Here is a 25,270-nt window from a genome sequence, read left to right on the forward strand (position 1 = left end):
TTCCGCGAAGCGCCTGGGCGGATAGACTGCGCCGAAGCACAAAGGATGCCCCCATGACACCGCCGCGCAATTCCAACGCCGCCCGCGACATCGCCAACGTCCTGCACCCCTACACGGATGCCCGCGCCCACCAGAAGAACGGGCCGCTGGTCATCACCCGTGGCGAAGGCGTGCGCGTCTTCGACGAGCAGGGCAATGCCTATATCGAGACGGTGGCGGGCCTCTGGTGCGCCTCGCTCGGCTTCGACAATGAGCGCCTGGTGCAGGCCGCACTCAAGCAGATGCGCCAGCTGCCCTTCTACCACGCCTTCACCGGCCGCAGCCACGAGCCGGCCATCGACCTCGCCGAGATGCTGATCGAGCGCGCACCGGTGCCGATGAGCAAGGTGTTCTTCTGCAACTCGGGCTCCGAGGCGAATGACACCGCGGTGAAGATGATCTGGTACTTCAACAACGCCATCGGGCGGCCGGAGAAGAAGAAGATCATCGCCCGCATCAAGGGCTATCACGGGGTCACGGTCGCTTCCGCCTCGCTGACCGGCCTGCCCTACAACCACAAGCTCTTCGACCTGCCGATCCAGGGGATTCTCCACACCGGCACGCCGCACTACTACCACTGCGCCCTGCCCGGCGAGAGCGAGGACCAGTTCACCACCCGCCTCGCCAATGAGCTGGAGGAGATGATCGTCCGGGAAGGCCCGGAGACGGTCGCCGCCTTCTTCGCCGAGCCCATCATGGGGGCTGGCGGCGTGATCGTCCCGCCCGCCGGCTATTTCGAGAAGATCCAGGCGGTGCTGCGCCGGCATGACGTGCTCTTTGTCGCCGATGAGGTGATCTGCGGCTTCGGGCGCACCGGCAGCTACTGGGGCAGCCAGACCTTCAACATGCAGCCCGACATCCTGACCTGCGCCAAGGCGCTGAGCAGCAGCTTCCTGCCGATCTCGGCCGTGATGGTGAATGACCGCGTCTTCCAGGGCCTCGCGGATGGCTCGGCGGGCTTGGGCACCTTCGGCCATGGCTACACCTATTCGGGCCATCCGGTGCCGGCCGCCGTCGCGGTCGAGACGCTGAAGATCTATGACGAGATGGACCTGGTCGGCCATGTGCGGAAGGTGGGGCCCGTGATGCAGGACGGCCTGCGCCGCCGCTTCGCCGACCATCCGCTGGTGGGCGAGATCCGCGGGGTTGGCATGATCGGCGCAGTGGAGTTCGTCTCCAACAAGGAAACCCGCGCCAACTTTGACCCGGCCGTGAAGATCGGGCCGCGCCTGGTGAAGATCGCCGAAGGCCATGGGCTGATCATGCGCGCCCTGCCGGGGGATGGCATCGCCTTCTCGCCGCCGCTCATCATCACGGCGGAGGAGGTGAACGACATGCTCGACCGCTTCGGCCGCGCGCTGGATGACCTCACGGTGCAGCTGCGCCGCGAGAGCATCACCGCGGTTTGAACAACCGGCTCTGGCCGCTGGCGATCGCGCTGGCGGCGGTTCCCTTCGTCATCGTGCTGCAGAACCGCACGCTGGCCCCGATCACGCTGCTGGCCTTTGGAGGCGTGATCCTGGCCGGGTGGCGCGCGGGGTGGCGGCCGTCACCGCCGCCGCTGCTGGTGTGGCCGGCGGTGGCGCTGCTCGGCTGGGCGATGGTCACGATCCTCTGGGCGCCGGAGGCCGGGCGCGTCGCGGACAGCGTGCTGCGGCTGGGTGCGACGCTCGCCTTGGCCGTGCTGGCGGCCGATGCGTTGCGGGGCGTGCCATTGACGCCGCTGATCCCGCGCGCGGCCGCGATCGGCCTCTCCATCGGCATCGCGGCGGCATTGTTCGATGATCTCTCGGGCCACATGCTCCGCGCCGCCGTGCGCGGCATCCGAGAGGCGCCGCTCACGCTCTCCTTCGGATTGAAGAACGCGGCCTCGGTGGTGGCGCTGCTGCTGCCGCTCGCCGTCTTCGCGCCCGTGCTGCCGCGCTGGTCGCGCATCGCCCTTGGCGTCTCGGGCGCCGTGGTCGCCCTGCTGCTGCCGGGCGAGAGCGCCAAGCTTGCGGTGCTGGCGGGCCTTGCGGTGGGCATGGCAGCGACGGTGGCGCCGCGCGCCACGCGCGTGAGCCTGGCCGGGACGGTCGCTGTGCTGGTGCTGGCCCTGCCATGGGTGCTGGGGGCGGCCTTGCCGCGCGATGTCAGCGCCCTGCCCTTCTCCGCCGCGCATCGGCTGCTGATCTGGGATTTCACGGCCGAGCGCATCGCCGATCGGCCGGTGCTGGGCTGGGGCATGGACAGCAGCCGCGCCATTCCGGGCGGCACCGAGCGCACCAGCCAGGAGACGCGCACCGCCTTCGGGCTGACCGCGCATGACGCGCATCACTGGTTCATCCACCAGCAGATGCTGCCGCTGCATCCGCACAACATGCCCTTGCAGATCTGGCTGGAGCTGGGCGCGGTGGGGGCTGCGCTCATGGCGCTGCTGCTGGCACTGGTGGCGCTGGCCTGCCGCAACCCGGCCGCCTGCGGGGCCTTCGCGGCCGCGCTGGTCATTTCCCTGCTGAGCTACGGCATGTGGCAATACTGGTGGGTGGCCGGGTTGATGCTGGCGGCGGTGAGCGCGCCGCTGGTGGGCGGGCGCAAGCCGGCCTAGCTTCACGAGATGCAACGTTTCTGGTTCAGCGCGGCGGGGCTTTGTGGCGCGCTCGCCGTGGCTCTGGCGGCGATCGCCGCCCATGCCGATCTCGAGTCGCGCGGCATGGTGCAGAATGTCGCCATGCTGCTGGGCTGGCATGCGCCGGCCTTCATCGGCCTCGGCCTCTGGGGGCGCGGCGCGGCAGTCGCTTCCGTCCTGCTGGCGGGTCTCGCCCTGTTCAGCGGCGCGGTGCTGATCCGTGCCTTCGCGGGCGTCTCGCTCGGGCCGGTGGCGCCCATCGGCGGCATGACGATGATCGGGGGCTGGCTGCTGCTGGCCATCCTCGCGTGGCGCCGATGATCCGCGCCGCCTATCTCGCCGATGAGGGGCTGGAACGGCCCCTCGCGGAGGAGCTGGAGCTCTCCGGCCGTCGCGTCTCCGCCTGGCATGGCCGCCTCGCCCTCTCGCCCGACCCGCCGGCGCCCGCCGCCTGGGCGCTGGATGTCTGGGATGATCCGCGCGAAATCCCGGCCCCGTCCGTGAAGCTCGCGGCCGATGGGCTGCGCGCCATCCAGCGCAACTGGTCGCTGGTGCCAGCGCTGCATCACCGCCGTGCGGCACTGATCGAGGAGCGCCTGCCGCCGGTGAAGGCGCGGCCGCTGGCTTTTCCCGAGCCCGCGCCCACCGGGCATCTGGGCGGCTGGGCGCTGCTCACGCCGGAGCTGATCCTGGCCTCCCCCACCAAATCCTCCCCCTTCCCCGGCGGCGCGCCGCGCTTCGTGGAGGATCGCGAGGGGCCGCCCTCCCGCGCCTATCTCAAGCTCTGGGAGGGGCTGGTGCGGATCGGCAAGCATCCCGCGCCGGGCGAGACCTGCCTCGATCTCGGTGCCTCGCCGGGCGGCTGGAGCTGGGCGCTGGCGCAGCTCGGCGCGCGGGTGACCGCGGTGGACAAGGCGCCGCTGGAGGATCGCGTCATGGCCATGCCCAACGTCACCTGGCGGCAGGAGAGCGCCTTCGCGCTGCCGCCCGAGCCGGTGGAATGGCTGTTCAGCGACGTGATCTGCTACCCGGCGCGCCTCTACGCGCTCGTCACCCGCTGGCAGGGTATCGCGCGCAACATCTTCTGCTCGGTGAAGTTCCAGGGCGAGACGGACCACGCGGCGGCGGCGCAATTCGCGGCGATTCCGGGCGCGCGGCTGTTCCATTCGGCGCACAACAAGCATGAGCTGACCTTCGTGCGGCTCGCGGAGGATGCCCCATGAGCACGCTCACCATCCGTTCCATCAGCATCCGCGCGGTGGATGCCCCCATCGACCCGCCGCTGCGCAACAGCCTGAACGTGATCCCGCGCGCGCCGCTGGTCATCGCCGAGGTGCAGACGGCGGAAGGCCCGGTCGGCACCGCCTATGCCTTCGCCTATGCGCCGGCGGCCCTCGGGCCGCTCGCGGCACTCACGCGCAACCTGGGCGCGTGGCTGGTCGGCCGTGAGGTCGCGCCCCAGAAAATCTGGGACGAGATGCTGAACGCCAACCGGCTGCTGGGCGCGGAAGGCCTGGTGATGATGGCGATCTCCGTGCTCGACATGGCGCTCTGGGATGCGCTGGCCAAGGCGGCCGGCCTGCCGCTCGCCCGCCTCTGGGGCGGCGATCTCTCGCCGATTCCGGCCTATGGCAGCCTGCGCGGCTGGGGCCCGGCCATGCTGGCGGAGGAAGGCGGGCGCGCGGTCGCGCAGCACGGCTTCCGCGCGGTGAAGTGCAAGCTGGGGGCGCCCAGCGTGGCGGGCGACATCGAGACGGTGCGCGCGCTGCGCGACGCCGTGGGGCCGGGCGTCGAGATCCTGATCGACTACAACCAGGGGCTGGACCGGCCCGAGGCGCTGAAGCGCGGCCTGGCCCTCCAGGCCGAGGGCGTGCGCTGGATGGAGGAGCCGCTGCACGTCACCGACGACGAGGGCCTTGCCTGGCTGGCGGACCAGTTGGAGATGCCCGTGCAGGGCGGCGAGAACTGGTGGGGGGTGACGGGCATGGCGCGCAGCCTGGCCGCGCGCGCGACAGACCTTTGCATGCCCGATGTGATGAAGATGGGCGGCGCGACCGGCTTCCTGCGCGGCATGGCGTTGGCGGCCGCGCATCGCGTGCCGCTCTCCTCGCATATCTTCATCGAGGCGAGTGCCCATCTGCTCAGCGTCTGCCCGCTCAGGCATTACCTGGAGCACCTCGACATCGCGGGCGCCCTGCTGCGCGAGCCGTTGCGCATCGAGGATGGCAACGCGCTGCCGCCCGACCGGCCCGGCCTCGGGCTGGAATGGGATGAGGCCGCTCTCCGGCACCACGCCGCCGACGCCTGAACCACCGAGAGGAAACGACGAACATGGCCGAAGACCCGCGCATGGACCCCGAAATGGCGGCCTTCACCGCCTATATGGCGCAGCAGATGGCCGGCTATCCGCCCATCGTGCTGCCCAACCCACCGCGCAGCGCGCCCTTCGACGAGCCGCGCCGGATCAATGACGGGCCGCAGGTGCATCTCTCCGAAGGCGGACCCGCCATGGCGGAGAGCCGCGACCTGCTGCTGCCCATCCGCGGGCGGCGCATGCAGGTCCGATTCCATCGCCCGAGCAACGAGCCGAACCTGCCCGTGCTGATCTACATGCATGGCGGCGGCTGGGTCTGGGGCAGCGTCGACACGCATGACCGGCTGATGCGCAGCTATGCGGCCGCCAGCGGCTGCGCCGTGCTCGGCCCCGACTATGCCCTGAGCCCGGAAGCGATCTTCCCGCAGGCCATCGAGGAATGCCACGCCGTGCTGCGGCATGTGGCGACGCAGGGCGCGGAGCTGGGCCTGGATCCGGGCCGCATCATCCTGGGTGGCGACAGCGCGGGGGCAAACCTGGCCTCCGGCCTCGCCTTGCTGAATGCCGAGCAGGCGGCGCCCATCCCCCTCGCGGGCCTGCTGCTGAATTACGGCGTCTTCGACCACCGGCTGGACACCAAGAGCTACCAGGAATTCGCCGATGGCTATGGGCTGACGCTCGCCAAGATGCGCTTCTACTGGGACGCCTATTGCCCGGACCTCGTGGCCCGCGCCTCGCCCGTCGCCTCGCCCATGCGGGGAAACCTCTCGCTGCTGCCGCCGACCTTGCTGCACATCGCGGAACTGGACGTGCTCTGCGCCGAGAACCTGGCTTTTGCCGAGAAGCTCCGCGCGGCGGGCGTGCCGCTGGAGACGGAGCTGTTCCGCGGCACGGTGCATGGCTTCCTGCGCGCGCTCGGCCGCGTGGGGGCGGCGGATCGCGCGGTGGAACTGGCCGGGGCCTGGCTGAAGGCGCGCTTCAGTTCGTGAGGTGGCTTCGCGGCCTCACGAACTGATCGTTGCGAAGAGGATGATTCACCGCTTCGGCGTGCCGCCTGCGCGGATCATGCTCTACCCCGTGATGTTCATCCGCCGGAGCAGCGGGCCCCAGCGCTCGCTCTCCGCGCGCATGAAGCTGGCGCATTCCTCAGGGCTGCTGCCGATGGCGAAGCTGCCCTCTGCCAGCAGCCGGGTGCGGAAATCATCGGTGCGGATGGCCTGCACCGCGGCGGCGTTCAGGCGCTGGATCATGGCGGCCGGCGTGCGGGCCGGGACCAGCAGGGCGAAATAGGTCTGCGCCACGGTGCCGGGCCGGAAATCCGCCACCAACGGCACCTCCTCATTGCCGGGCATGCGCCGATCCCCGGTCCAGGCCAGGATGCGCCCGGCGCCCGCGCGGTGCTGCGCGAGACCAGTGCTGCCGCCCACCATCAGCAGGTCAAGCCGCCCACCCAGGAAATCCGCCACCTGCGCGGCATCGCCGCGATAGGTCACATCCTGCATCCGCACGCCGAAGGCCTCGTTCACCAGCAGCATGGCGATATTGTTGAAGCTCGACGGGCCATTGGTGCCATAGGTGATGCTGCCCGGATTGGCGCGGGCGCGCTCCATCAGCGCCTCCAGGCTGGGCGGCCCATCGGGACGCGCCACGATGGCGAAGGGCAGCGTCGAGATGAGCGTGACCGGCGCGAAATCCGCGTCGCGATAGGGAATGTTGCGGACGATGTGTGGGTTGATCGTCAGCGTGGAGCCCGAGGCGATCAGCACCGTATGCCCATCCGCCGCCGCGCGCGCCACATATTCGGCGCCGATCACGGTGGCGGCCCCCGGCCGGTTCTCGACCTGCACGGGCAGGCCCAAGGGGCCCGCCATGCGCTCGGCCAGGATGCGGGCGGTCACGTCGGTCGAGCCGCCCGGCGGGAAGGGCACGGTGATGGTCACCGGCCGCGCCTGCGCGAGCGCCGCGCCCGGCAGCAGCAGCGGCGCGGCGAGGAGCCCGCGCCGCCTCACGACGCCACCAGGATCGTCCGCCCCGTCACCTGGCCCTCGCGAAGGCGCATCAGCGCGGCATTCGCGTTCTCGCGCTTCTCGAGCGTGATGGGGATGCCCGGGATCTTGCCCTTCTGTGCCAGCGTGACCAGCGCCTTCAACTCCTTCAGGCTGCCCACATAGCTGCCCTGGATGGTCAGCGCCTTCATCGGCATGAGCGGGAGCGGCACCCGCATCTCGCCGCCGAAGAGGCCCACCTGGATGAGCTTGCCGCCCTTGGCCAGCGCATCGAAGGCCGCCATCGAGGTGCGCGTCCCGTTCACAAGATCGATGATGCCGAGCACGGGGCCGCCGCAGGCCTGCATGATGTGCTGGGCCGTATCGCCGCCCGCCACCACCGTCTCGGTCGCACCCTGCTCCTTCGCGGCGGCGAGCTTCGCCTCGTCCAGATCCACCGCGCAGATGCGCTTGTGGCCCATCGCCTTGAGGATGGCGATGGCGTTCAGCCCCAGCCCGCCCGCGCCGATGATCACAATCGGGTCGTTCTTGCCGATGGGGGCCAGCTTGCGGATGGCCGAATAGACCGTGACGCCCGAGCAGGCATAGGTGGCTGCGAGCGCCGGATCGAGGCCGTCGATCGGGATCAGGTGCTTCCAATGCGTGGCCAGCACATGCGTCGCGTAGCCGCCATTCTGGAAGACGCCGAGGGCACGGGGCTTCACCGCGCAGAGATTCTCCTCATCCGCCTTGCAGCGCGCGCATTGCCCGCAGCCGACCCAGGGGAAGACAAGGCGGATCTGCCCCTTCTTCAACCCCTGCCCCTTGGCGCCCGGCCCCCATTTGACGACGCGGCCCACGATCTCATGCCCCATGGCGAGCGGCAGCTTCAGCCCGCGGTCGGACATCTTGAGCTTGCCGCGCGTGCCAAGGTCGTACTCGCCCTCCCAGATGTGCAGGTCGGAATGGCAGACGCCGGCATGGGTGACTTCCAGCAGCACCTCGTCGCCCTGCGGCTCGGGGGTGGGCAGCTCCAGCTCCTGCAGCGGCTTGCCCAGCTCGGTCACAGCCCAGGCGCGCATCTTCGTCTCTCCCTCGAGGTTTTGGTTGAACGCATGGGAAACCTTCGCCGGGCAGAGGTCAATCATCTCTCCAGGGGCACGGGATGGCGGGGCTGACATGAACCGGCCATATTCCCGCCGCCTGCCGGGAGCAGGTCGGGTTGGTCTGCTGGAGCTATGCCTGCCGATGACACGGCTGATGGTCGCCTTCTTCTGCTCGGGCTTCGCGGCCCTGCTGTGCCAGATCATCTGGCAGCGCATGCTGGGGGTCTTCGCGGGCTCCGACACCGTCTCCGCCGCGCTGGTGGTGGGCGCCTTCCTGGCCGGCCTCGGCCTCGGCTCGATCATTGGCGCGAAGCTGGCGGACCGGCTTTCGCCGCACCGCGCCCTGCTGGGCTTCGCACTCTGTGAGGCGGGGGTGGCCGTCTGCGCCCTGCTCTCCAAGCTCTTCCTCTATGACCTGATCGCGATCGGCCTCTCGGACGCGGTGGAGCAGCCGGCGGCGATCTTCGCGCTCTGCTTCGCGGGCCTCGTCATTCCCACCACGCTGATGGGCGCCTCGCTGCCCTTCCTGGCGCGCGCCGTGGCGACCGACCTTGCCAGCGTCGCGAGCCGCATCGGCACGCTCTACAGCCTGAACACGCTGGGCGCGGGGCTGGGGGCGCTGATCGGCGGCTGGTTCATCGTGGGCAGCCTGGGCTTCGTCGCCGCCCTCATCTTCGCGGCGGGGCTCGACCTGATCGCGGCGGCCCTGGCGCTGACCCTGCTGCCCGGCCTCTCCCGCGAGGCGCCGCCGCCGCCGAAGCGGGAAGCCGCGGCCGCCGCGGAACCCTTCGGTGGCCTCGCGCTGTGGTGCGTGCTCGTCTTCCTCTCGGGCTATGTCATCGTGGCGCTGGAGATCATCTGGGTCCGCATGCTGGGCCAGGTGGGGCAGTACCACGCCTATCTCTTCCCGACGGTGCTGGGCGTCTTCCTGCTGGCGGACGGCCTCGGCATGTCGCTCGCCTCGCGGATGGTCCGCACCATGCCGGACCCGCGGCCGGCCTTCTTCCTGACGCAGGGGGCGGGCTTCGTCGTGGGTGTCGCGTTGCTCGGCCTGCTCTGGTGGCTGATCGGCCTTTCGCCGCTGAAGGATGTGATGGCGGTGGATTTCGACCGCTTCAACCCGCGCGAGATCGCGATCTCGACCGCCATCATCGTGGCGGTGGTGGCCCCCCCCTCCTTCATCATCGGCATGACCTTCCCCTTCGTGCAGCGCGCGGTCCAGCAGGACCTCGCCAGCGTGGGCGCGCGTGTGGGCTGGGTGCAGCTCGCCAATATCCTGGGCAATGCGGCGGGCTCGATCGCGACCGGGCTGCTGACCTTCCATCTCTTCGGGACCATGGGCACGCTGCTGCTGCTGGCCATCCTCTCGCTCGCGCTGCTCGGCTTCTGGGTGATGAAGGCGCAAGCCTCGCGCCCCGCGACGCTGGCGCTGGCGGGGCTGACGGCGCTGATCGCGATCCTGGTGCCGAGCAACCAGCAATTCTGGTCCCGCATGCATGGCCTGCCGCCGCAGGTGGAATCGGCCTGGGGCGAGGATCGCTCCGGCATCGCCTTCTGGCGCGAGCGCGGCGAGGGCGAGGGCCGCGCACCGGGGCGCTTCTTCATCATGGGCCATGGCCAGGGCTTCGTCCCCTTCCTCGACACGCATATCCTGCTCGGCATGCTGGGGCCGATGATCCACCCCGACCCGCAGCGCGTGCTGGCCATCGGCGTGGGCTCCGGCGGCACGCCCTATGGCGCCTTGGTGAACCCGGCCACGCGCGAAATCCGCGCGATCGAGCTGATCAAGCCCGTGCTCGACGCGCTGGAGGAGATTGCGCGGGAGCGGCCGCAATCGGGTGTCGCCGCCCTCGTGTCAGACCCGCGCGTGCGGCTGGAATATGGCGATGGTCGCCGGGCGCTGACACGCGGCACCGGCCTCTATGACGTGATCGAGGCGGATGCGATCCGCCCACAATCCTCGCATTCCGGCCTGCTCTACAGCGCCGAATTCCTGGAGCAGGTGCGCGCGCGCCTGGCCCCCGGCGGGCTCTATGTCCAATGGGCGCCCACCTGGCGCGTGGTGGACACCTTCGCCGCCGCCTTCCCCTACGCCGTCCTGCTGCGCCCGGTGAATGTGATGATCGGCAGCGACCGCCCCATCCCGCTCGACCAGGCGGCGCTGCTGGCGGCACTGCGCCGGCCGGAGATCCTGGCCTTCGCCCGGCGCGGCAACCCCGAGGTGACGGACCTGACGAAGCTGGTGGATGGCGAGGTCACGGTCTGGACGCCCGAGACGCCGCGCGTGGCCCCGCCGCTCACCGACATGTTCCCGCGCGACGAGTTTTTCCTGAACCACGCCCAGCTGCACAGCTGGTGGCCGCGCCCCTGATGCCCCCGGGCCTGCGATCGGCCGGGTGATTTCCCGCATGCGCTTCTGGCTCTAGCCTCGCCGGCATGAGCCGCTCTCTTCCCCTCCTCGCGCTGCTGCTGGCCTGGCCGGGCCTGGCCCTGGCCGAGACCGCCGCCCCCTTCGCCCATGCGGTGCCGGCCAAGAAGATCTTCGCCCTGCTCTTCCTGATGATCGGGCCGCTCAAGATCCTGGGCCCCTTCGTGATGATGACGCGGGGCGCGGATGCGCATTTCCGCCGGCAGCTCGCCACGCGCGCCATCCTCTTCTCGGGCGCGGCGCTGGCCATCGCGGGGCTGCTCGGCCAGCGCATGCTGCAGAACTTCAACATCCCGATCCAGGTCCTGGCGCTGACCGGCGGCCTGGTCCTCTTCCTCGTCGCGCTGCAGACCGTGCTGGAGCAGTTCAAGCGGCCGGACACGCCCCGCGGCGAGGCTCCGCCGCCGAGCCTGGCCCTCGCCTTCAACCCGCTGGCCTTCCCCACCATCGTCACACCCTACGGCATTGCCGCGATGATCATCTTCGTCTGCCTGACGGAGGGGGACCCACCCGCGCAGCTCACCATCGCGGGCCTCGTGCTGCTCATCCTCACGATGAACTGGCTGGCCATGCTCTATGCCCATGTCATCCTGAAATATGCCGGCACGGCGTTGCAGGTCTTCGCGGTCGTGCTGGGCGTGACCCAGGTGGCGCTCGGCCTGATGATCATCCTGCAGAGCCTGAGCGGCCTCGGCGTCTTCACGCTGCGGGTCTGACCGGCTTGCCGGCCCCAGGCGCGCCCCGTAGCCTTTCCTCCAAGAACACCGAGGGGAAACGGCCGCATGAAGGTCACCGATGTCATCTGCCACGTCGTGCAATCCAAGGTGGAGAAGCCCTTCACCTCGGCGCGCGGCTGGCTCTACACCACCCGCGCCTCCTGCCTCGTCGAGATCCGCACCGATGAGGGCGTGACCGGCTGGGGCGAGTGCTACGGCCCGGCCATGGTCAACAAGACCATCATCGAGACGCAGTATCGCAGCCGCGTCATCGGCCGCGACCCCTTCGACGTGGAGGTGATCTGGGAGGATCTCTACAACCGGATCAAGGATTACGGCCTGACCGGCATGACGATCTGCGCGCTCTCGGGCATCGACATCGCGCTGTGGGACGTGATGGGCCGGGCGGTGAACAAGCCGATCCACAAGCTGATCGGCGGCGCGCACCGCAAGGAACTCGTGGCCTATGCCACGGGCCTCTACTTCATCGACATGAACCGCCTGGTGGAAGAGGCGGTGGAGGAGGCGCTGGCCTACAAGGAGCAGGGCTTCCGCGCCGTGAAGATGAAGATCGGCCTGGGTGATCCCAAGCTCGACATCCGCCGCATCGCCGCCGTGCGCGAAGCACTCGGCGATGGCGTGCAGCTCGCCGTGGATGCCAACCACTGCTTCACCGTGCCCCAGGCCATCAAGCTCGGCCGCGAGATGGAGAAGCTGGATCTCCTCTGGTTCGAGGAGCCGATCAGCCCCGAGGATCACGAGGGCTATGTCGAGGTCTCGCGCGCGCTCGACCTGGCCGTGGCGGGTGGCGAGAACGACTTCACCCGCTGGGGCTTCCGCGACGTGATCGCGAAGAAGGCGATGGACATCGTCCAGCCCGATGCCTGTGCCGCGGGCGGCATCAGCGAATGCCGGAAGATCGCCGCACTCGCCAGCGCGCATGGCGTGGAATGCGTCCCCCATGCCTGGGGCTCGGCCATCGGGCTCGCGGCCACGGTGCAGTTCCTGGCCGCCCTGCCCGATACGCCGCCGGCCTTCCGGCCCATGCCGCCCATGCTGGAATTCGAGCAGACGCCGAACCCGCTGCGCGATCATCTGGCGAAGGAGCCCATCGTGCAGGTGAACGGGATCGTCCGCGTGCCGGACGGGCCGGGGCTCGGGATCGAGGTGGATCTTTCCGTGCTGGAAAAATACCGCATCGCCTGACAAGCTGTCCGGACAGCCATCCCGGAGCAACCGGGGGGCGATCCGAGCCTGATCGCCTTTGGCGACTTCGCCAAAGGCGTGAATCAGTCTCGCAGCAAGGGAGGATCCATATGCGGCGCATCCTGCTGCTCATGATGGCGCTGGCCGCACCCGCGGCCGCGCAGGACTACCCGACGCGGGATATCCGCTTCCTCAACGCCTTCGCGCCCGGCGGCACCTCCGACCTGCTGGGCCGCGTGCTGGCCGAGCAGCTCTCGCAGCAGATGGGCCGGCGCGTGGTGGTGGACAACCGCACCGGGGCGAGCGGCGCGATCGCGGCCGGCGAACTCGCGCGCGCCGCCCCCGATGGCTACACGCTGCTGCTGGTCTCGATGAGCATGATGGCGGTGCTGCCGCAGATGCAGCGCCTGCCCTATGACACGGACCGCGACATCACGCCCATCGTGAACGTGGCCAATGTCTACAACATCCTGGTGGCGTCACCCGCCTCGGGCATCCAGACCTGGCAGGATGTGCGCCGCATGGCGCAGGAGCGGCCCGGCGCGCTGCGCTGCGCGACCGTCGGCCCCGGCTCGAGCCAGCAGCTCTCCTGCGCGCTCTTCATGTCGCTGACGAACACGCGGCTGGAGCAGGTCGGCTATCGCGGCGGCGCGCCCGCCATCCTCGACATCGTGGCCGGCCGCGTCGAGGTGATGTGGGGCAACATGCCGGAATACCTGGCGCAGATCCGCGCGGGCGGGCTGCGCCCCATCGCCTATGGCGCGGCCAGCGCCTCGCCCCTGCTGCCGAACCTGCCGGTGATGTCGCAGGATGGGCTGCCGAATTTCGTGATCCCCAACTGGTTCGGCGTGGCGGGGCCGGGCGGCATGCCCCCTGCCCTCGTCCAGCGCATCAATGCCGAGGTGAACCGCGCGATGATGGCGCCCGAGGTGCAGCGCCGCTTCGAGGAGAACGCCATGCTGCGCATCGGCGGCAGCCAGGCCGACATGATCCGGCAGATCGGGCAGGACCGCGAACGCTGGGGTGCCGTGATCCGCGACCACGACATCAAACCGGAATAGGCGGCGCGGCTATTCCGGCAGTGTGACGGGGGCCGCTTCCTCGCGCACCGCCAGCACCTTGTCCACGCGGCGGCCATCCATGTCCACGATCTCGAAGCGCCAGCCGGCATGGGCGATGCGGTCGCCCTCGCGCGGGATGCGCTGCAGCAGCGCCAGCATCAGCCCTCCCACCGTGTGATAGGCGCCCGATTGCGGTGGCAGCTCGAAGGCTTCCAGCCGGTCGCGAAGCTCATCCAGCGCCATCATGCCGTCCAGGAGGAAAGACCCGTCATGGCGCTCGACAGCCGAGGGCTTCTCCGATTCCGGCGCCGGGCCCAATTCGCCCACGATCGCCTCCAGCAGGTCGGAGGCCGTGACCACGCCCTCGAAGCTGCCGTACTCGTCCAGCACCAAGGCCATGCCGAGGCTGTCGGTGCGCAGCCGCTCCAGAGCATCCAGCGCGGAGAGGCTGTCCGGCATCACGATGGGCTGGCGAAGGGCGGCCGCAATGTCGAGCGGCTGGCCCTCCAGCATCTGGTCCAGCAGATCCTTGGCGGCGACGACGCCCACGACATTGTCCACGCGGCCATCGGCGACGACGAATCGTGTCAGCGGCTCGGCCTTGAGCGCCGTCGCGATCTCGGCGGGCGCGGCGTTGCGGTCGAGCCAGGCGACTTCGGGGCGCGGCGTCATGAGCGCGCGCACCGGACGGTCGGCAAGGCGGAGCACGCGCTCGATCATCTGGCGCTCGTGATGCACCAGGGCACCGGCCTCGACGCCCTCGGCCACGACGGCCTTCACCTCCTCTTCCGTGACGGACTGGTCGGAGGGCTTGTAGGCGCCGAAGAGGCGGAGGATCAGCGCCGAGGAGCGGGAGAGGAACCAGATGAAGGGCGCGGTGATGCGGGCGAGCGCCGTGAGCGGCAGCGCGAGGGTGGAGGCCACCTGCTCCGGGTTACGCAGCGCCAATTGCTTGGGAACCAGTTCGCCCAGGATCAGATTCAGGTAGGTGATGGTCATCACCACCAGGAAGAAGGCCAGCTCATGGCCCAGATTCACCATGAAGGGCCAGGTTTCCAGCCAATCGCCGAAGGGCCCGGCGATGGCGGCACCGCCGAAGACGCCGGCCAGGATGCCGACCAGGGTGATGCCGACCTGCACGGTCGGCAGGAAGCGCTGCGGGTCCTCCTGCAGGGCCAGCGCCGCGGCGGCACCGCGGCTGCCCTGGCGCTCCATGGCCAGCAGCCGCCCCTTGCGGGAGGAAACGACCGCCAGCTCGCTCATGGCGAAGACGCCGTTGAGCAGCGTGAGGAGAAGGACGAAAAGGATTTCGAGGCTGACACCCATGGGGGTGCATGTAGGGCAGAAAGCCCGTTGCTGAAATCGCTTGCCGTGAATTCCCGATCGCGGAGGTTTCCCTTGCGCTGCGGCCTGGGCGCGGTAGTTCTCCCTCCATGAACACGATGACCCTTCGCACCGCCTGGCTGCTCGGCCTTGCCGGGCTGCTGCCTTTCGCCGGCGCGGCCCTCGCCTATTTCGCAGCACCCGATTCCTGGTCGGGCTTCGCCGAGGGGGCGCTGATCGCCTATGGCGCGGTCATCCTGAGCTTCCTGGGCGCCGTGCATTGGGGGCTCGCACTGCGCGCTCCGGTTGAGGAGGCAGCGCATGGTCCGGCCCGGCTCATGCTGGGCGTTGTGCCTGCGCTGCTCGGCTGGGTTGCATTGCTGCTGCCCGACATCTTCGCCCTTCCGCTGCTGGCCCTGGCCATTCTCGGGACCGCGGGGCTGGAGCAATGGGCGCGCGGCCTGGGACTCGTGCCAGGCGAATACCTCGTGCTGCGCTGGGTGCTCTCGATCGGCGCCGCGCTGTGCCTGATGGCACCCATCACGGGCTGAAGCCGCCGATAGACAACCCGGAATTGCGGCATGGAAGCAGGTGATCACCCAGGGCTGCGCCCGGTCAGGAAGTAAAGCTTGTCTTAAAATCGGGACCGTGTTATAAAATTGTTAACACCTGGACCCTGGAGACCCCCGATGGCCGACATCCTCGCCTTCCCCCAGAAGCCGGAAGATCGCCTCCGCGCCGCGCTCCGCCGGCTCGAGGACGCCTTGGCCGAGCAGAAGCTGGCCTTCACAGAGTTCCGGACAAATCTTTCCGCCCTCGGCGGCGCCGTCTCGGGGCTCGAGGGCAGCCTGAACCAGTATCGCGCCAACCTCGCCGCCACGCAGCAGGATGTGGCCCGCAGCCAGGAGGCCGCGAAGCGCCTGGAAAAGGCCGCCGATATCTGGCTGCAGACGGCGCGCTGAGCCGCCGCCATGTGCGGCCGTTACGTCCTGCAGCGCGATCCGGCCGGCCTTGTGCGGTATTTCGGCGCCTCTCCGCCGGTGCCGAACCATCCGGCCAGTTGGAACATGGCACCCACCCAGCCGGGACTCGCACTCCGCCGCAATCCCGAGACCGGCGCACGCCACCTCGATGTGCTGCGCTGGGGCCTCGTGCCGCACTGGTCCCGCGATGCGACGGGCGGCGCACGCATGATCAATGCGCGAGCGGAGACGCTGCGGGACAAGCCCAGCTTCCGCGACGCCTTCCGCAAGCGCCGCTGCCTCGTGCCCATGGATGCTTTCTACGAATGGGCGCAGGATTCGGCGCCGAAGCAGCCCTTCGCGGTGGCGCTGCGCAATGGCGCGCCCATGGCGGCGGCGGGGCTCTGGGAGGGGTGGAAGCAGCCGGACGGCACCTGGCTCAAGACCTACAGCGTCATCACCTGCGCCTCGGCGGGGCGCCAGGCGCGGCTGCACCCACGGATTCCAGCCATCCTCGATCCTGAGGACTGGCCCGCCTGGTTGGGCGAGAGCCCCGCGGGAGATGATGCGCTGCTGGCGTTGCTGCGGCCCCCGCCGGATGACCGGCTGGCCTTCTGGCCCGTCGCGGCGCGGGTCGGCCGCGTGACGGAAAATGACGCGCAATTGCTGGAGACCGCCACCGTTGATGGCTGGTCCGGGATGCGCGACGCGCCACCCGACTGGGAGCGCCCGCTGGAGGCTGCGGCGCCCTGAGGCGCCGCGCCGGATCAGTCGTCCCGGTGGACTTTTTCCATCCGCTCGTGGCGCTCCTGCGCCTCGATGGACAGGGTGGCGATGGGGCGGGCTTCGAGGCGACGCAGGCCGATCGGCTCGAAGGTCTCCTCGCAATAGCCGTAGGTGCCGTTGGTGATCCGCTCCAGCGCCTGGTCAATCTTGCTGATGAGCTTGCGGGCACGGTCCCGGGTGCGGAGTTCCAGGGCGCGGTCGGTCTCGACGCTGGCGCGGTCGGTCAGATCGGCTTCGGTGATGCCCCCGGCGGAGAGGGAATTCAGCGTGGCGCCCGCCTCGCGGAGCAGTTCGTGGCGCCAGCGCAGCAACTTCTGGCGAAAATACTCCTGCTGCAAAGCATTCATGAACTCTTCGTCTTCTGATGGACGGTAATCGGACGGCAGGGTGACGACCATGAGTCTGTACCTCACCTCGTGGCGCACCCGACCCGACGCCAGATGCATTCCCGAAGCGTCCGGACCATAGGCAAAGCCGATCGCCCCGCCAAGGGGTGAATCGGCCCAAGTGCATGTCACGCCTCCGATTTCATGGGATTGTCCCAGGTTTCATGGGCCCTGGCGGGCCAGCTCCACCCGCGCGCGGAGCGTGATCTCGGCCAGGATCTCGCGCAGGACGGGGTCGGCGCCGGCCTCTCCCTCGGCCAGCACCGCGAGTCGGGAGAGGCGGCCCGGGTCCGTAGCTCCGCCCAGCAGGGTGAGTTGCAACCCCTCCAGTTCCCTGAGGATGGCCCGGCCGCGGCGCTGCGCCGCTTCATCGGCCTCGGCCGGACTCCAGCCCTGCTGCAGGGCCAGGATTCCGGTGGAAGCCGTGGGCGCCGCCGCCTGCGCCTCCGGCGTCGCCGGCGGCAAGTGGAATCGCCCACCCGCGCCGCGGCGCGTGGCGCCGGTCGTCCCCGGCGGGAGGTAGCCTCGGATCGGCGGCAGCATTTTTCACCCTTTCCTCATCACGGCGCTTTCTGCCGGGGCCGGCGGGCCAGCCCCGCCCCCGCCCGGCAGATCCTGCCCTCGCGCCGGCGCTCTGACCTGGCATGGCGGTTGCCCTGAAGCCCTCAGGCGAACTCGTTACGACAGCAGTGCGGAGTGCCAGGGACAGTGGTGCGGATTCCTTTCGGCCTGATGAAGATGCCGGGCCTGGTGCTCGGCCTAGCGCTCCTGCTCTGGCCGGCGCTCGCCGGCGCGCAGCCGGTGCGCATCAAGGACATCGCCGATGTGGAGGGCGTGCGCGACAATCAGCTCGTGGGCTACGGCCTCGTCGTCGGGCTGCCCGGGACCGGAGATCGCCTGCGCACCGCGATCTTCACCCGGCAATCGCTGGTCGGCATGCTGGAGCGCCTCGGCGTGAACACGCGCGACAATGAGGCGCGGCTGGATACGCGCAACATCGCCGCCGTGATGGTGACGGCGAACCTGCCCGCCTTCGCCCAGCCGGGCAGCCGGATCGACGTCGCTGTGTCCTCGCTCGGCGATGCCTCGAACCTGACGGGCGGCACGCTGCTGGTCACGCCCCTGCTGGGGGCCGATGGCGCGGTCTATGCCGTGGCGCAGGGCGCGGTCGCGACGGGTGCCATCGCCGCGCGCGGCGCGGGCGCTTCCATCGCGCGTGGCGTGCCGACCTCGGCGCGGATCTCGTCCGGCGCCATCGTCGAGCGCGCCATTCCCTATACCCTCGCCGGCCGGGATCATCTGCGCCTCGCGCTCCGCAATCCGGACTTCACCACGGCGCAGCGGATCGCCGCCGCCATCAACGGGCGCGGCGGCCAGGTGGCGCGCGCGGTGGACCCACGCACCGTGCTGCTGACGCTGGGCGGGCGCGACCCGATGAGCTTCATCACACAGATCGAGCAGCTGCGCGTGGTGCCGGACCAGGTGGCGCGCGTCATCATCGAGGAGGCGTCCGGCACCATCGTGATGGGTGAGCAGGTGCGCGTCTCCACCGTCGCCATCGCGCAGGGCAACCTGACGATCCGCATCACGGAAACTCCGCAGGTGAGCCAGCCCAATGCGCTCGCGCAGGGCGAGACGGTGGTGGTGCCGCGCACGCAGATCGAGGTGGATGACCAGAGCGAGCGCCGCATGGGCGTGCTGCGCGGCGGCGTCACGCTGGCCGAGCTGGTGCGCGGGCTGAACAGCCTGGGCGTGGGCCCGCGCGACCTCATCACCATCCTGCAGGCGATCAAGGCCGCGGGTGCGCTTCAGGCCGAGCTGGAGGTGCGTTGATGATGGTCCGCCGGGGCCTGAAGCGCCTTTACCGTCCGCGGCTCCGCCGCGCGGGTCAGGCCGAGCTGGAGGTGCGTTGATGATCCCCCTGACCCCCCTTCCCCCCACCGGCGGCGCGCAGACGCCCGCGCGGATGCGCCAGGCGGCGCAGGCCTTCGAGGCGCAAGTGCTGGGGCAGCTCATGCAGCCCGCTTTCGCGACCGTGGACAGCTCCAAATCCGCTTTTGGCGGCGGCTCGGCCGAGGCGCAGTGGCGGCCCATGCTCGTGGACGCCTTCGCCACCCAGGCCGCGCGCTCGGGCCAGGGCATCGGCCTGCAGGACCTCGTGTTGCGCCACATGCTCCGCCTGCAGGAGGCGGCCCGCCATCCCACACCGACCACCGAAGAGGAGAACCGCCCATGATGGACGCCGTGATCGCCGCCGGAGAGCGCCTGGCCGAGGCGCTGCGCGCCGAGAACGAGGCGTTGGCCGCGCTCGACCTGACGCGCGCCGCTGCACTCGCCACCCGCAAGATGCAGGCGACCGACGCCTTCGCGGCCGCGACCGCCGCCGCGAGCCGCACCCAGGCCCGCGCCGAGGGCCCGCTACGCGCCGCGGCCGAGACCCTGGCGGCCGATCTCTCCACGCTGGGCCAGGAGAACCGGAAGCTCCTGGAGGCGGCGATCGCGCTGCAATCCCGCGTGATCGAGACCATCGCGGGCGCGGCCCGGCCGCTGGCCAATGCGCCGGGCTACGGGCGGGCGGGGCGGACGCGCCCGCCGGTGCAGGCCGCAGCCATGGCGCTGGCAACGCGCGTCTGACACAGCCTGACAGCGGGCGCCGGCTGCGCTATGCGCAAGCGCGATGGATTCCGCTCAGGACGACCCCGACTGGACCGCGCTGCGCGAAGGGCGGGGCGGTGCGCTCGCCCCGCTGTTCGGCCCGCTGCTCGCGGCGCCGACGCGCGGCATCGTGATCGGCCGGCTCGCGCAGACGCTGGATGGCCGGATCGCGACCCGCTTGGGCAACAGCAAATGGATCGGCGGCGCGGGTGATCTGCGGCACACCCACCGGCTGCGCGCGCTGTGTGACGCGGTGATCGTGGGGGCGGGCACGGTGCGGGCGGATGACCCGCAGCTCACCACGCGCCTGTGCAGCGGCCCTTCGCCGGTGCGCGTCGTGATCGATGCGGGGCGGCGGCTTGGAGAGGATTACGGGATCTTCCGGGGTGGCCCGCCCACGCTGCTCGCGACGGCCGAAGCCGGCCCGGCGCGGCATGGCATGGCGGAGGTGCTGCTGGTTCCGCGCTCGGCGGAGGGCGGCCTGGACCTCACCGCCCTGCTGGCAGCGCTCGCCGCGCGGGGCCTGAGGAGGATCTTCGTGGAGGGTGGCGGGCAGACCGTCTCGGGATTTCTCCGCGCGGGACTGCTCGACCGGCTGCATGTGACGGTGGCGCCGATGATCCTGGGCTCCGGCCGGCCTGCCTTTGATTTGCCCGAAGTGGGGCGCATCGAGCAGGGCATGCGCTTCCCCTGGACCGTCCACGACATCGCGCCCGATGTGCTCTTCGACATCGCGCTCGACCGTCACGCGCCCGGCGAGACCTCCGCATGAGCGACCGGCGGGAGAGCATGGCGCGCGCGCTGTGGCACGCGGCGCCCGGCGCGGCCGAGTTGCGCGAGGCGCGGTTGCCGAGCCCCGCCGCGGGCGAATTGGTGGTGCAGGCGCTCGCTTCCGGCATTTCGCGCGGCACGGAGCGCCTGGTCCATCACGGCCGCGTGCCGCCCTCGCAGCACGGGGTGATGCGCTGCCCGATGCAGGAGGGCGAGTTCACCTTCCCCGTGAAATACGGTTATGCCGCCGTCGGTCGCGTCGAGGAGGGGCCGGCAGAGTGGCTCGGCCGGCGCGTCTTCGCGCTGCACCCGCACCAGACGCGCTTCGTCATCCCCGCGCATTTCTGCGCGGCCGTGCCCGATGGCGTCAGCGACGCCCGCGCCTGCCTCGGCGCCAACATGGAGACCGCGCTGAACGTGATGTGGGACGCCGCACCCCGCCTGGGTGAGCGCGTGCTCGTCATCGGCGCGGGCGTGGTCGGCCTGCTCTGCGCCTTCCTGCTGGCGCGGCTGCCGGGTGTGGCGGTGACCGTGGTGGACCGCGACCCGGCCAAGTCGGCGCTCGCACACGCCTTCGGCGCGGATTTCGCCCTGCCTGATCACGCACCGCGCGAGCAGGAACTCATCATCCATGCCAGCGCCAGCGCCGCCGGGCTGCGGCTCGCGCTGGACTGCGCCGGCTTCGAGGGGCGCATCCTGGAGGCGAGCTGGTTCGGCGATGCCGAGCCCGCGCTGCCGCTGGGGGCCGCCTTCCACCAGAAGCGGCTGCAGCTGATCTCGACGCAGGTGGGCAGCGTCTCGCCCGCCATGCGCGGCCGGCGCAGCCATGGGGAGCGGATGGCGCTCGCCCTGTCGCTGCTGGAGGATGCCCGTCTCGATGCGCTGCTCGGGCCCTTCGTGCCCTTTGAGGATCTGCCTTCCGCCCTACCTGCCCTGCTGGACCCGCCGCCCGGCGCGCCGCAGCCGCTCTGCCCCGTCATTCGCTACGCCTCCGATGACCGAAGCGCTCCGGCGCGCAGGTCTGTATCGACGGCGCAGCCAAACGCTTGAAGGAAAGTTCGCATGTTCAGCCTCACCGTCGTGGACCACATCATGGTCGCGCATTCCTTCCGCGGCGCGGAGTTCGGCCCGGCGCAGCGCCTGCATGGCGCGACCTTCGTGGTGGAGGCGGAGTTCCGGGCGCCGAAGCTGGATGACCTGCACCTGCTGATCGACATCGGCCTGGCCAAGGATGAGCTGCGGAAGATCCTGAGCGCGCTGGACTACCGCAACCTGGACGAGGAGCCGGTCTTCGCCGGGAAGAACACCACCACCGAATATCTCTGCCTGCACATCCACGGCCTGCTGGCGGCCGCCTGCAAGGATGGACGGATGGGCCCGGGCGGCGCCGGCGTCACGGGGATCAAGGTCCTGCTGCGCGAGAGCCATGTGGCCTGGGCGGCCTTCGAGGGGCCGGTCGGCTGATCATGAAGGTCGCGCTTCTGGTTCCCGGCCCCTTCGGGACCGTCTCGGGCGGCTATCTCTATGACCGCCGCATGGTCGAGGGGCTGTGCGCGCTGGGCCATGCGGTGCGCGTGGTGGAGCTCTCCGGCCGCTTCCCCATGCCGGATGACGTGGCCCAGGCCTCGGCGCGCGACGCCTGGGCGGGCCTGGCCGAGGACGAGATCGCGGTGGTGGATGGCCTCGGCCTCCCCGCCTTCGCCGCGCTGGCGCCCGAGCTGACGGCGCGCCGGGCGGTGGGGCTGATCCATCATCCAACCTCCATCGAGCCTGGGCCGCATCAGGCGGAACTGGCGGCGCTGGAGCGCGCGCTCTTCGCTGCCTGCGGCCGGCTGATCGCCACTTCGCCTTACACTGCAAAGGGCCTGCCGCCGCTCGGAGCTGATGCGGCCCGGATCGGCGTCGTGGAGCCGGGGACCGATCCCGCGCCACGCGCGACGGGCTCGGGCGGGCCGAGCGCGCGCCTCCTGGCCGTGGGCTCGCTCATTCCGCGCAAGGGGCATGATGTGCTGCTGCGGGCACTCGCACGCCTGACGGATCTCGACTGGACGCTGCGCATCGCGGGCCCGCCGGCCGATCCGGTGCATGCGGATGGGCTGCGTGCCCTGGCGGAGGAACTGGGCCTCGCCAACCGCGTCACCTTCCTCGGCGCCGTGAGCGGCGCGGCGCTGGAAGCCGAATACGCCGTGGCCGATCTCTTCGCGCTCGCCACCTGGTTCGAGGGCTATGGCATGGCGGCGGCGGAAGCCCAGGCGCGCGGCCTGCCGCTGATCCTCTGCACCGGCGGCGCCATCGCCGATCTGGTCGGGCCCGGAGCGGCGATCCTGGCGGCACCCGGCGATGCCAACAGCCTCTCGCGCGGGATGCGCCGGCCGATCTACGACATCGCGCTGCGCGCGCAGATGGCGGAGGCGAGCTGGCAGGCGGGGCAATCCCTGCCCCGCTGGGAGGACCGCGCCGCGCGCTTCGCGGCGGAGCTGGAGGCCGCCGCCCATGGATGAGCAGACCGAGCAGTTCGACGGCGACTGGCTCTCGCTGCGCGAGCCCTTCGATGCGCGGGCGCGCAACCCCGAGCTCGCCCGCGCCCTGATGGACCACCTGGACGAGAAGGGCCGCCCGCGCTTTCTCGACCTCGGCGCCGGCACAGGCAGCCTCACGCGCTGGCTTGGCCATTATGTGGGCCGCGCCCATGCCTGGGTGATGGCCGATGCCGATGCCGAACTCATGGCCCGCGCCTTCGACACGATGATGGATGCGGCCGAGGCCATCGGCTGGCGTGCGACCTGGCCGCAGCGCAAGGTGCTGCTGCTGCACGCGCCGGAGGGCGCCTGGCGCATCGAGGGCGTGCTGACCAACCTCGTCGAAGCGCCCGAGGGCCTGCCCTTGCAGAACGTGGATGCGGTGACCTGCAGCGCGCTCTGCGACCTCGTCTCCGAAGCCTGGGTCACGCGTCTGGCCGCCGAGCTCGCGCGCCGCAAGCTGCCCTTCTATGCGGCGCTGAACGTGACGGGGCGCGAGCGCTTCATGCCCCCCTGCCCTGGTGATGCGCTGGTGGCGCGCGGCTTCGCACGCGACCAGCGGCGCGAGAAGGGCTTTGGCGGCATGGCGCTGGGGGCCTCGGCGACCGACACCATCGCGCGCGTCTTCGCGGGCCATGGCTATCGCGTGCTGCGCGGCGCGAGCCCCTGGCTGATTCCGCGCCAGGCGCGCGACATGGCGCTGGAACTCGCGCTGGGCCACGCGGAAGCGGCGCTGCGGCACGAGCGGCGCGGGGCGGCGCAGATCCAGGCCTGGGCCGAGACGCGGGCCGACCAGGCCGAGGCCGGGCTGCTCTCGGCACGGGTGGAGCATCAGGACATCCTCTGCCTGCCGGGCTAGACCGTGCTGCGTTCACATGCGTGCACTTCGCGCGGTCCAGCCGTTTGCTGAGAGGATGATTCAGCGTTTTGGGCGATGCCGCCTCAACGCATCATGCCCTAGGCACGCCCGCGCAAGGAAACACGAGCCTGACCGTGCATTGGGCATTTTCCCGCCCGCTGCACGGCCATTCAGCATTCCGCGGTCTGAATGGGCCATTTCTATCCTGGGAGTCATGTCCAAGACATGGAATTGGGGGATCGCGCCTCCCTAGGCTCCGGAGCGGTTGAACGCCCCTGGAGGATGCCTTGTCCAAGACCCTGCCCCCGATTTCCCGCCGCGCACTGCTGGCCGCCCCCATGGCCGGGGCCTTGGCCGCGCCGGCCATCGGCCAGACCGCGCCCATCCGCGTCGGCGTGCTGCACTCCCTCTCCGGCACCATGGCCATTTCCGAGACCGCGCTGCGCGACACCGCGCTGATGATGATCGAATGGCAGAATGCGCGCGGCGGCCTGCTGGGCCGGCGCCTGGAAGCCGTGGTGGTGGACCCCGCCTCCAACTGGCCGCTCTTCGCCGAGAAGGCGCGCGAGCTGCTCGCCGTCTCCCGCGTGGATGTCACCTTCGGCTGCTGGACCTCGGTCTCCCGCAAATCCGTCCTGCCGGTCTTCGAGGAGCTGAACGGTCTGCTTTTCTATCCCGTCCAGTATGAAGGCGAGGAGGAGAGCCGGAACATCTTCTACACCGGCGCGGCACCCAACCAGCAGGCGATCCCGGCGGTGGAATACCTGCTCGGCCCCGATGGCGGCGAAGCCAAGCGCATCGCGCTGCTCGGCACCGACTACGTCTATCCGCGCACGACCAACCGCATCCTGCGCGGCTTCCTGAACTCCAAGGGCATCACCAATGCCGACATCATGGAGGAATACACCCCCTTCGGTCACAGCGACTGGCAGGGCATCGTGGCGCGCGTGAAGCGCTTCGCGAGCGAGGGCAAGAAGACCGCCATCGTCTCCACCATCAATGGCGACGCGAACGTTCCCTTCTATCGCGAGCTGGGCAACCAGGGCATCAAGGCGGAGGACATCCCCTCGGTCGCCTTCTCGGTGGGTGAGGAGGAGTTGGCCGGCATCGACACCCGCCCGCTGGTCGGCCACCTGGCAGCGTGGAACTACTTCATGTCGGTGCAGTCGCCCGCGAACACCGAGTTCCTGACGATGTGGCGCAACTACATCCGCAACCCGCGCCGCGTGACGAACGACCCGATGGAAGCCACGCTGATCGGCTTCAAGATGTGGGCCCAGGCCGTCGCCGCCGCCCGCACCACCAATGTGGACGCGGTGCGCACCGCCCTCTACGGCCAGAAGGTGGCGGCGCCCTCCGGCTATGAGGTGGAGATGTTCCGCAACCATCACCTCTCGAAGCCGGTGATGATCGGCGAGATCCAGGCGGATGGTCAGTTCAACATCGTGAGCAAGACGCCGACCGCGATCCCGGCCGAGAACTGGAGCCAGTTCATCCCCGAGAACGCCAATCGTCGGCGGTAGTTTTCTGATGCCCTCAAGCGCCG

27 protein-coding genes are annotated in these 25,270 nt (G+C 70.1%); 22 read left to right on the top strand and 5 right to left on the bottom strand.

Annotated features, from left to right (window positions below; all coding sequences use genetic code 11):
* The first annotated feature begins 53 nt into the window (after nt 1–53).
* Genes KTR66_RS06520 through KTR66_RS06545 form a run of 6 tightly spaced genes read left to right on the top strand, consistent with a single transcriptional unit; the run spans nt 54 to nt 5,950 of the window.
* Entirely contained in the window at nt 54–1,448 is a 1,395-nt protein-coding gene (locus KTR66_RS06520) for an aspartate aminotransferase family protein (protein WP_213611626.1), read from the top strand.
* On the top strand, nt 1,445–2,626 hold the full coding sequence (locus KTR66_RS06525) for an O-antigen ligase (protein ID WP_213611627.1): 1,182 nt from the start codon (nt 1,445–1,447) through the stop codon (nt 2,624–2,626). Before KTR66_RS06520 ends, KTR66_RS06525 begins: the two co-directional genes overlap by 4 nt.
* Before the next feature lie 9 nt (nt 2,627–2,635).
* Nucleotides 2,636–2,968, top strand: coding sequence for a DUF423 domain-containing protein (locus tag KTR66_RS06530; RefSeq protein ID WP_213611628.1), 333 nt, complete (start codon nt 2,636–2,638; stop codon nt 2,966–2,968).
* Entirely contained in the window at nt 2,965–3,870 is a 906-nt protein-coding gene (locus tag KTR66_RS06535; RefSeq protein WP_213611824.1) for an SAM-dependent methyltransferase, read from the top strand. Before KTR66_RS06530 ends, KTR66_RS06535 begins: the two co-directional genes overlap by 4 nt.
* Complete coding sequence (locus KTR66_RS06540) at nt 3,867–4,955, top strand: enolase C-terminal domain-like protein (RefSeq protein WP_213611629.1); 1,089 nt, start codon at nt 3,867–3,869, stop codon at nt 4,953–4,955. Before KTR66_RS06535 ends, KTR66_RS06540 begins: the two co-directional genes overlap by 4 nt.
* Nucleotides 4,956–4,978: 23 nt before the next feature.
* Nucleotides 4,979–5,950, top strand: coding sequence for an alpha/beta hydrolase (locus KTR66_RS06545; RefSeq protein WP_213611630.1), 972 nt, complete (start codon nt 4,979–4,981; stop codon nt 5,948–5,950).
* A gap of 81 nt (nt 5,951–6,031) precedes the next feature.
* Here the strand turns inward: KTR66_RS06545 and KTR66_RS06550 are convergent, their stop codons facing one another.
* Together KTR66_RS06550 and KTR66_RS06555 are read right to left on the bottom strand one after the other, a co-directional pair.
* Nucleotides 6,032–6,970 (bottom strand): tripartite tricarboxylate transporter substrate binding protein, encoded by a 939-nt coding sequence (locus KTR66_RS06550; protein ID WP_213611631.1) that lies wholly within the window; start codon nt 6,968–6,970, stop codon nt 6,032–6,034.
* Nucleotides 6,967–8,028 carry an alcohol dehydrogenase gene (locus KTR66_RS06555; protein WP_213611632.1) on the bottom strand — a complete coding sequence of 354 codons (1,062 nt, stop codon included), beginning with the start codon at nt 8,026–8,028 and terminating at the stop codon, nt 6,967–6,969. Before KTR66_RS06555 ends, KTR66_RS06550 begins: the two co-directional genes overlap by 4 nt.
* A gap of 166 nt (nt 8,029–8,194) precedes the next feature.
* Here KTR66_RS06555 and KTR66_RS06560 point away from each other — a divergent pair, with 166 nt between their 5' ends.
* The 4 genes from KTR66_RS06560 to KTR66_RS06575 all read left to right on the top strand — a co-directional run bounded on the left by KTR66_RS06560 (nt 8,195) and on the right by KTR66_RS06575 (nt 13,463).
* On the top strand, nt 8,195–10,423 hold the full coding sequence (locus KTR66_RS06560; protein WP_213611633.1) for a fused MFS/spermidine synthase: 2,229 nt from the start codon (nt 8,195–8,197) through the stop codon (nt 10,421–10,423).
* Nucleotides 10,424–10,488: 65 nt separating this feature from the next.
* Nucleotides 10,489–11,196, top strand: coding sequence for a MarC family protein (locus tag KTR66_RS06565; protein ID WP_213611634.1), 708 nt, complete (start codon nt 10,489–10,491; stop codon nt 11,194–11,196).
* Between the two features lie 66 nt (nt 11,197–11,262).
* The gene (locus KTR66_RS06570) at nt 11,263–12,402 is read left to right on the top strand and encodes a mandelate racemase/muconate lactonizing enzyme family protein (RefSeq protein ID WP_213611636.1); all 1,140 of its coding nucleotides are present in this window, start codon (nt 11,263–11,265) and stop codon (nt 12,400–12,402) included.
* Nucleotides 12,403–12,512: 110 nt separating this feature from the next.
* Nucleotides 12,513–13,463, top strand: coding sequence for a tripartite tricarboxylate transporter substrate binding protein (locus tag KTR66_RS06575; RefSeq protein WP_213611638.1), 951 nt, complete (start codon nt 12,513–12,515; stop codon nt 13,461–13,463).
* A gap of 9 nt (nt 13,464–13,472) precedes the next feature.
* On the opposite strand, the gene KTR66_RS06580 is transcribed toward KTR66_RS06575, so the two are convergent.
* Entirely contained in the window at nt 13,473–14,789 is a 1,317-nt protein-coding gene (locus KTR66_RS06580) for a hemolysin family protein (RefSeq protein ID WP_213611640.1), read from the bottom strand.
* A 116-nt stretch (nt 14,790–14,905) separates the two neighbouring features.
* On the opposite strand from KTR66_RS06580, the gene KTR66_RS06585 reads away from it, so the two are divergent.
* From KTR66_RS06585 to KTR66_RS06595, 3 genes are all read left to right on the top strand, one after another.
* On the top strand, nt 14,906–15,337 hold the full coding sequence (locus KTR66_RS06585; protein ID WP_213611642.1) for a DUF3429 domain-containing protein: 432 nt from the start codon (nt 14,906–14,908) through the stop codon (nt 15,335–15,337).
* Nucleotides 15,338–15,475: 138 nt separating this feature from the next.
* On the top strand, nt 15,476–15,748 hold the full coding sequence (locus KTR66_RS06590; protein ID WP_213611644.1) for a hypothetical protein: 273 nt from the start codon (nt 15,476–15,478) through the stop codon (nt 15,746–15,748).
* Between the two features lie 9 nt (nt 15,749–15,757).
* Entirely contained in the window at nt 15,758–16,501 is a 744-nt protein-coding gene (locus KTR66_RS06595) for an SOS response-associated peptidase (protein ID WP_213611645.1), read from the top strand.
* A gap of 14 nt (nt 16,502–16,515) precedes the next feature.
* Here KTR66_RS06595 and dksA read toward each other — a convergent pair whose 3' ends face one another.
* Together dksA and KTR66_RS06605 are read right to left on the bottom strand one after the other, a co-directional pair.
* Nucleotides 16,516–16,932: an RNA polymerase-binding protein DksA gene (dksA, locus tag KTR66_RS06600; protein ID WP_213611647.1), complete on the bottom strand. Its 417-nt coding sequence runs from the start codon at nt 16,930–16,932 to the stop codon at nt 16,516–16,518.
* A gap of 150 nt (nt 16,933–17,082) precedes the next feature.
* On the bottom strand, nt 17,083–17,463 hold the full coding sequence (locus KTR66_RS06605) for a flagellar assembly protein FliX (RefSeq protein ID WP_213611649.1): 381 nt from the start codon (nt 17,461–17,463) through the stop codon (nt 17,083–17,085).
* A 189-nt stretch (nt 17,464–17,652) separates the two neighbouring features.
* On the opposite strand from KTR66_RS06605, the gene KTR66_RS06610 reads away from it, so the two are divergent.
* The 9 genes from KTR66_RS06610 (at nt 17,653) to urtA (ending at nt 25,247) form a co-directional block, all read left to right on the top strand.
* Nucleotides 17,653–18,753, top strand: coding sequence for a flagellar basal body P-ring protein FlgI (locus tag KTR66_RS06610; RefSeq protein ID WP_213611651.1), 1,101 nt, complete (start codon nt 17,653–17,655; stop codon nt 18,751–18,753).
* 79 nt (nt 18,754–18,832) lie between these two features.
* Nucleotides 18,833–19,156 (top strand): rod-binding protein, encoded by a 324-nt coding sequence (locus KTR66_RS06615; protein WP_213611653.1) that lies wholly within the window; start codon nt 18,833–18,835, stop codon nt 19,154–19,156.
* Nucleotides 19,153–19,554, top strand: coding sequence for a hypothetical protein (locus KTR66_RS06620; RefSeq protein WP_213611655.1), 402 nt, complete (start codon nt 19,153–19,155; stop codon nt 19,552–19,554). Before KTR66_RS06615 ends, KTR66_RS06620 begins: the two co-directional genes overlap by 4 nt.
* Nucleotides 19,555–19,597: 43 nt before the next feature.
* The gene (locus KTR66_RS06625) at nt 19,598–20,347 is read left to right on the top strand and encodes a RibD family protein (RefSeq protein ID WP_213611657.1); all 750 of its coding nucleotides are present in this window, start codon (nt 19,598–19,600) and stop codon (nt 20,345–20,347) included.
* Complete coding sequence (locus tag KTR66_RS06630) at nt 20,344–21,396, top strand: zinc-binding alcohol dehydrogenase (RefSeq protein ID WP_213611659.1); 1,053 nt, start codon at nt 20,344–20,346, stop codon at nt 21,394–21,396. The genes KTR66_RS06625 and KTR66_RS06630 overlap by 4 nt, the downstream gene beginning before the upstream one ends.
* Nucleotides 21,397–21,408: 12 nt before the next feature.
* Complete coding sequence (locus KTR66_RS06635; protein WP_213611661.1) at nt 21,409–21,810, top strand: 6-carboxytetrahydropterin synthase; 402 nt, start codon at nt 21,409–21,411, stop codon at nt 21,808–21,810.
* A gap of 2 nt (nt 21,811–21,812) precedes the next feature.
* The gene (locus KTR66_RS06640) at nt 21,813–22,847 is read left to right on the top strand and encodes a glycosyltransferase family 4 protein (protein ID WP_213611663.1); all 1,035 of its coding nucleotides are present in this window, start codon (nt 21,813–21,815) and stop codon (nt 22,845–22,847) included.
* A complete protein-coding gene (locus tag KTR66_RS06645) occupies nt 22,840–23,724 on the top strand; it encodes a class I SAM-dependent methyltransferase (RefSeq protein ID WP_213611664.1) in 885 nt (294 codons plus the stop codon). The genes KTR66_RS06640 and KTR66_RS06645 overlap by 8 nt, the downstream gene beginning before the upstream one ends.
* A 287-nt stretch (nt 23,725–24,011) precedes the next feature.
* Nucleotides 24,012–25,247, top strand: a complete 1,236-nt coding sequence (urtA, locus tag KTR66_RS06650; RefSeq protein ID WP_371819045.1) for an urea ABC transporter substrate-binding protein — start codon at nt 24,012–24,014, stop codon at nt 25,245–25,247.
* Nucleotides 25,248–25,270: the final 23 nt, after the last annotated feature.

This window comes from Roseococcus sp. SDR (genome assembly GCF_019083995.1).
GTDB lineage: Bacteria > Pseudomonadota > Alphaproteobacteria > Acetobacterales > Acetobacteraceae > Roseococcus.

Excerpts from the sequence above, each read along its gene's own strand:
- KTR66_RS06580 (WP_213611640.1), bottom strand. The coding sequence starts at position 14,789 with ATGGGTGTCAGCCTCGAAATCCTTTTCGTCCTTCTCCTCACGCTGCTC.
- KTR66_RS06620 (WP_213611655.1), top strand. The coding sequence starts at position 19,153 with ATGATGGACGCCGTGATCGCCGCCGGAGAGCGCCTGGCCGAGGCGCTG.
- KTR66_RS06625 (WP_213611657.1), top strand. The coding sequence starts at position 19,598 with ATGGATTCCGCTCAGGACGACCCCGACTGGACCGCGCTGCGCGAAGGG.
- KTR66_RS06560 (WP_213611633.1), top strand. The coding sequence starts at position 8,195 with ATGACACGGCTGATGGTCGCCTTCTTCTGCTCGGGCTTCGCGGCCCTG.
- KTR66_RS06535 (WP_213611824.1), top strand. The coding sequence starts at position 2,965 with ATGATCCGCGCCGCCTATCTCGCCGATGAGGGGCTGGAACGGCCCCTC.
- KTR66_RS06595 (WP_213611645.1), top strand. The coding sequence starts at position 15,758 with ATGTGCGGCCGTTACGTCCTGCAGCGCGATCCGGCCGGCCTTGTGCGG.
- dksA (WP_213611647.1), bottom strand. The coding sequence starts at position 16,932 with ATGGTCGTCACCCTGCCGTCCGATTACCGTCCATCAGAAGACGAAGAG.
- KTR66_RS06575 (WP_213611638.1), top strand. The coding sequence starts at position 12,513 with ATGCGGCGCATCCTGCTGCTCATGATGGCGCTGGCCGCACCCGCGGCC.
- KTR66_RS06540 (WP_213611629.1), top strand. The coding sequence starts at position 3,867 with ATGAGCACGCTCACCATCCGTTCCATCAGCATCCGCGCGGTGGATGCC.
- KTR66_RS06645 (WP_213611664.1), top strand. The coding sequence starts at position 22,840 with ATGGATGAGCAGACCGAGCAGTTCGACGGCGACTGGCTCTCGCTGCGC.
- KTR66_RS06530 (WP_213611628.1), top strand. The coding sequence starts at position 2,636 with ATGCAACGTTTCTGGTTCAGCGCGGCGGGGCTTTGTGGCGCGCTCGCC.
- KTR66_RS06635 (WP_213611661.1), top strand. The coding sequence starts at position 21,409 with ATGTTCAGCCTCACCGTCGTGGACCACATCATGGTCGCGCATTCCTTC.
- KTR66_RS06585 (WP_213611642.1), top strand. The coding sequence starts at position 14,906 with ATGACCCTTCGCACCGCCTGGCTGCTCGGCCTTGCCGGGCTGCTGCCT.
- KTR66_RS06605 (WP_213611649.1), bottom strand. The coding sequence starts at position 17,463 with ATGCTGCCGCCGATCCGAGGCTACCTCCCGCCGGGGACGACCGGCGCC.
- KTR66_RS06615 (WP_213611653.1), top strand. The coding sequence starts at position 18,833 with ATGATCCCCCTGACCCCCCTTCCCCCCACCGGCGGCGCGCAGACGCCC.
- KTR66_RS06640 (WP_213611663.1), top strand. The coding sequence starts at position 21,813 with ATGAAGGTCGCGCTTCTGGTTCCCGGCCCCTTCGGGACCGTCTCGGGC.
- KTR66_RS06565 (WP_213611634.1), top strand. The coding sequence starts at position 10,489 with ATGAGCCGCTCTCTTCCCCTCCTCGCGCTGCTGCTGGCCTGGCCGGGC.
- KTR66_RS06555 (WP_213611632.1), bottom strand. The coding sequence starts at position 8,028 with ATGCGCGCCTGGGCTGTGACCGAGCTGGGCAAGCCGCTGCAGGAGCTG.
- KTR66_RS06630 (WP_213611659.1), top strand. The coding sequence starts at position 20,344 with ATGAGCGACCGGCGGGAGAGCATGGCGCGCGCGCTGTGGCACGCGGCG.
- KTR66_RS06570 (WP_213611636.1), top strand. The coding sequence starts at position 11,263 with ATGAAGGTCACCGATGTCATCTGCCACGTCGTGCAATCCAAGGTGGAG.
- KTR66_RS06520 (WP_213611626.1), top strand. The coding sequence starts at position 54 with ATGACACCGCCGCGCAATTCCAACGCCGCCCGCGACATCGCCAACGTC.
- KTR66_RS06545 (WP_213611630.1), top strand. The coding sequence starts at position 4,979 with ATGGCCGAAGACCCGCGCATGGACCCCGAAATGGCGGCCTTCACCGCC.
- KTR66_RS06610 (WP_213611651.1), top strand. The coding sequence starts at position 17,653 with ATGAAGATGCCGGGCCTGGTGCTCGGCCTAGCGCTCCTGCTCTGGCCG.
- KTR66_RS06590 (WP_213611644.1), top strand. The coding sequence starts at position 15,476 with ATGGCCGACATCCTCGCCTTCCCCCAGAAGCCGGAAGATCGCCTCCGC.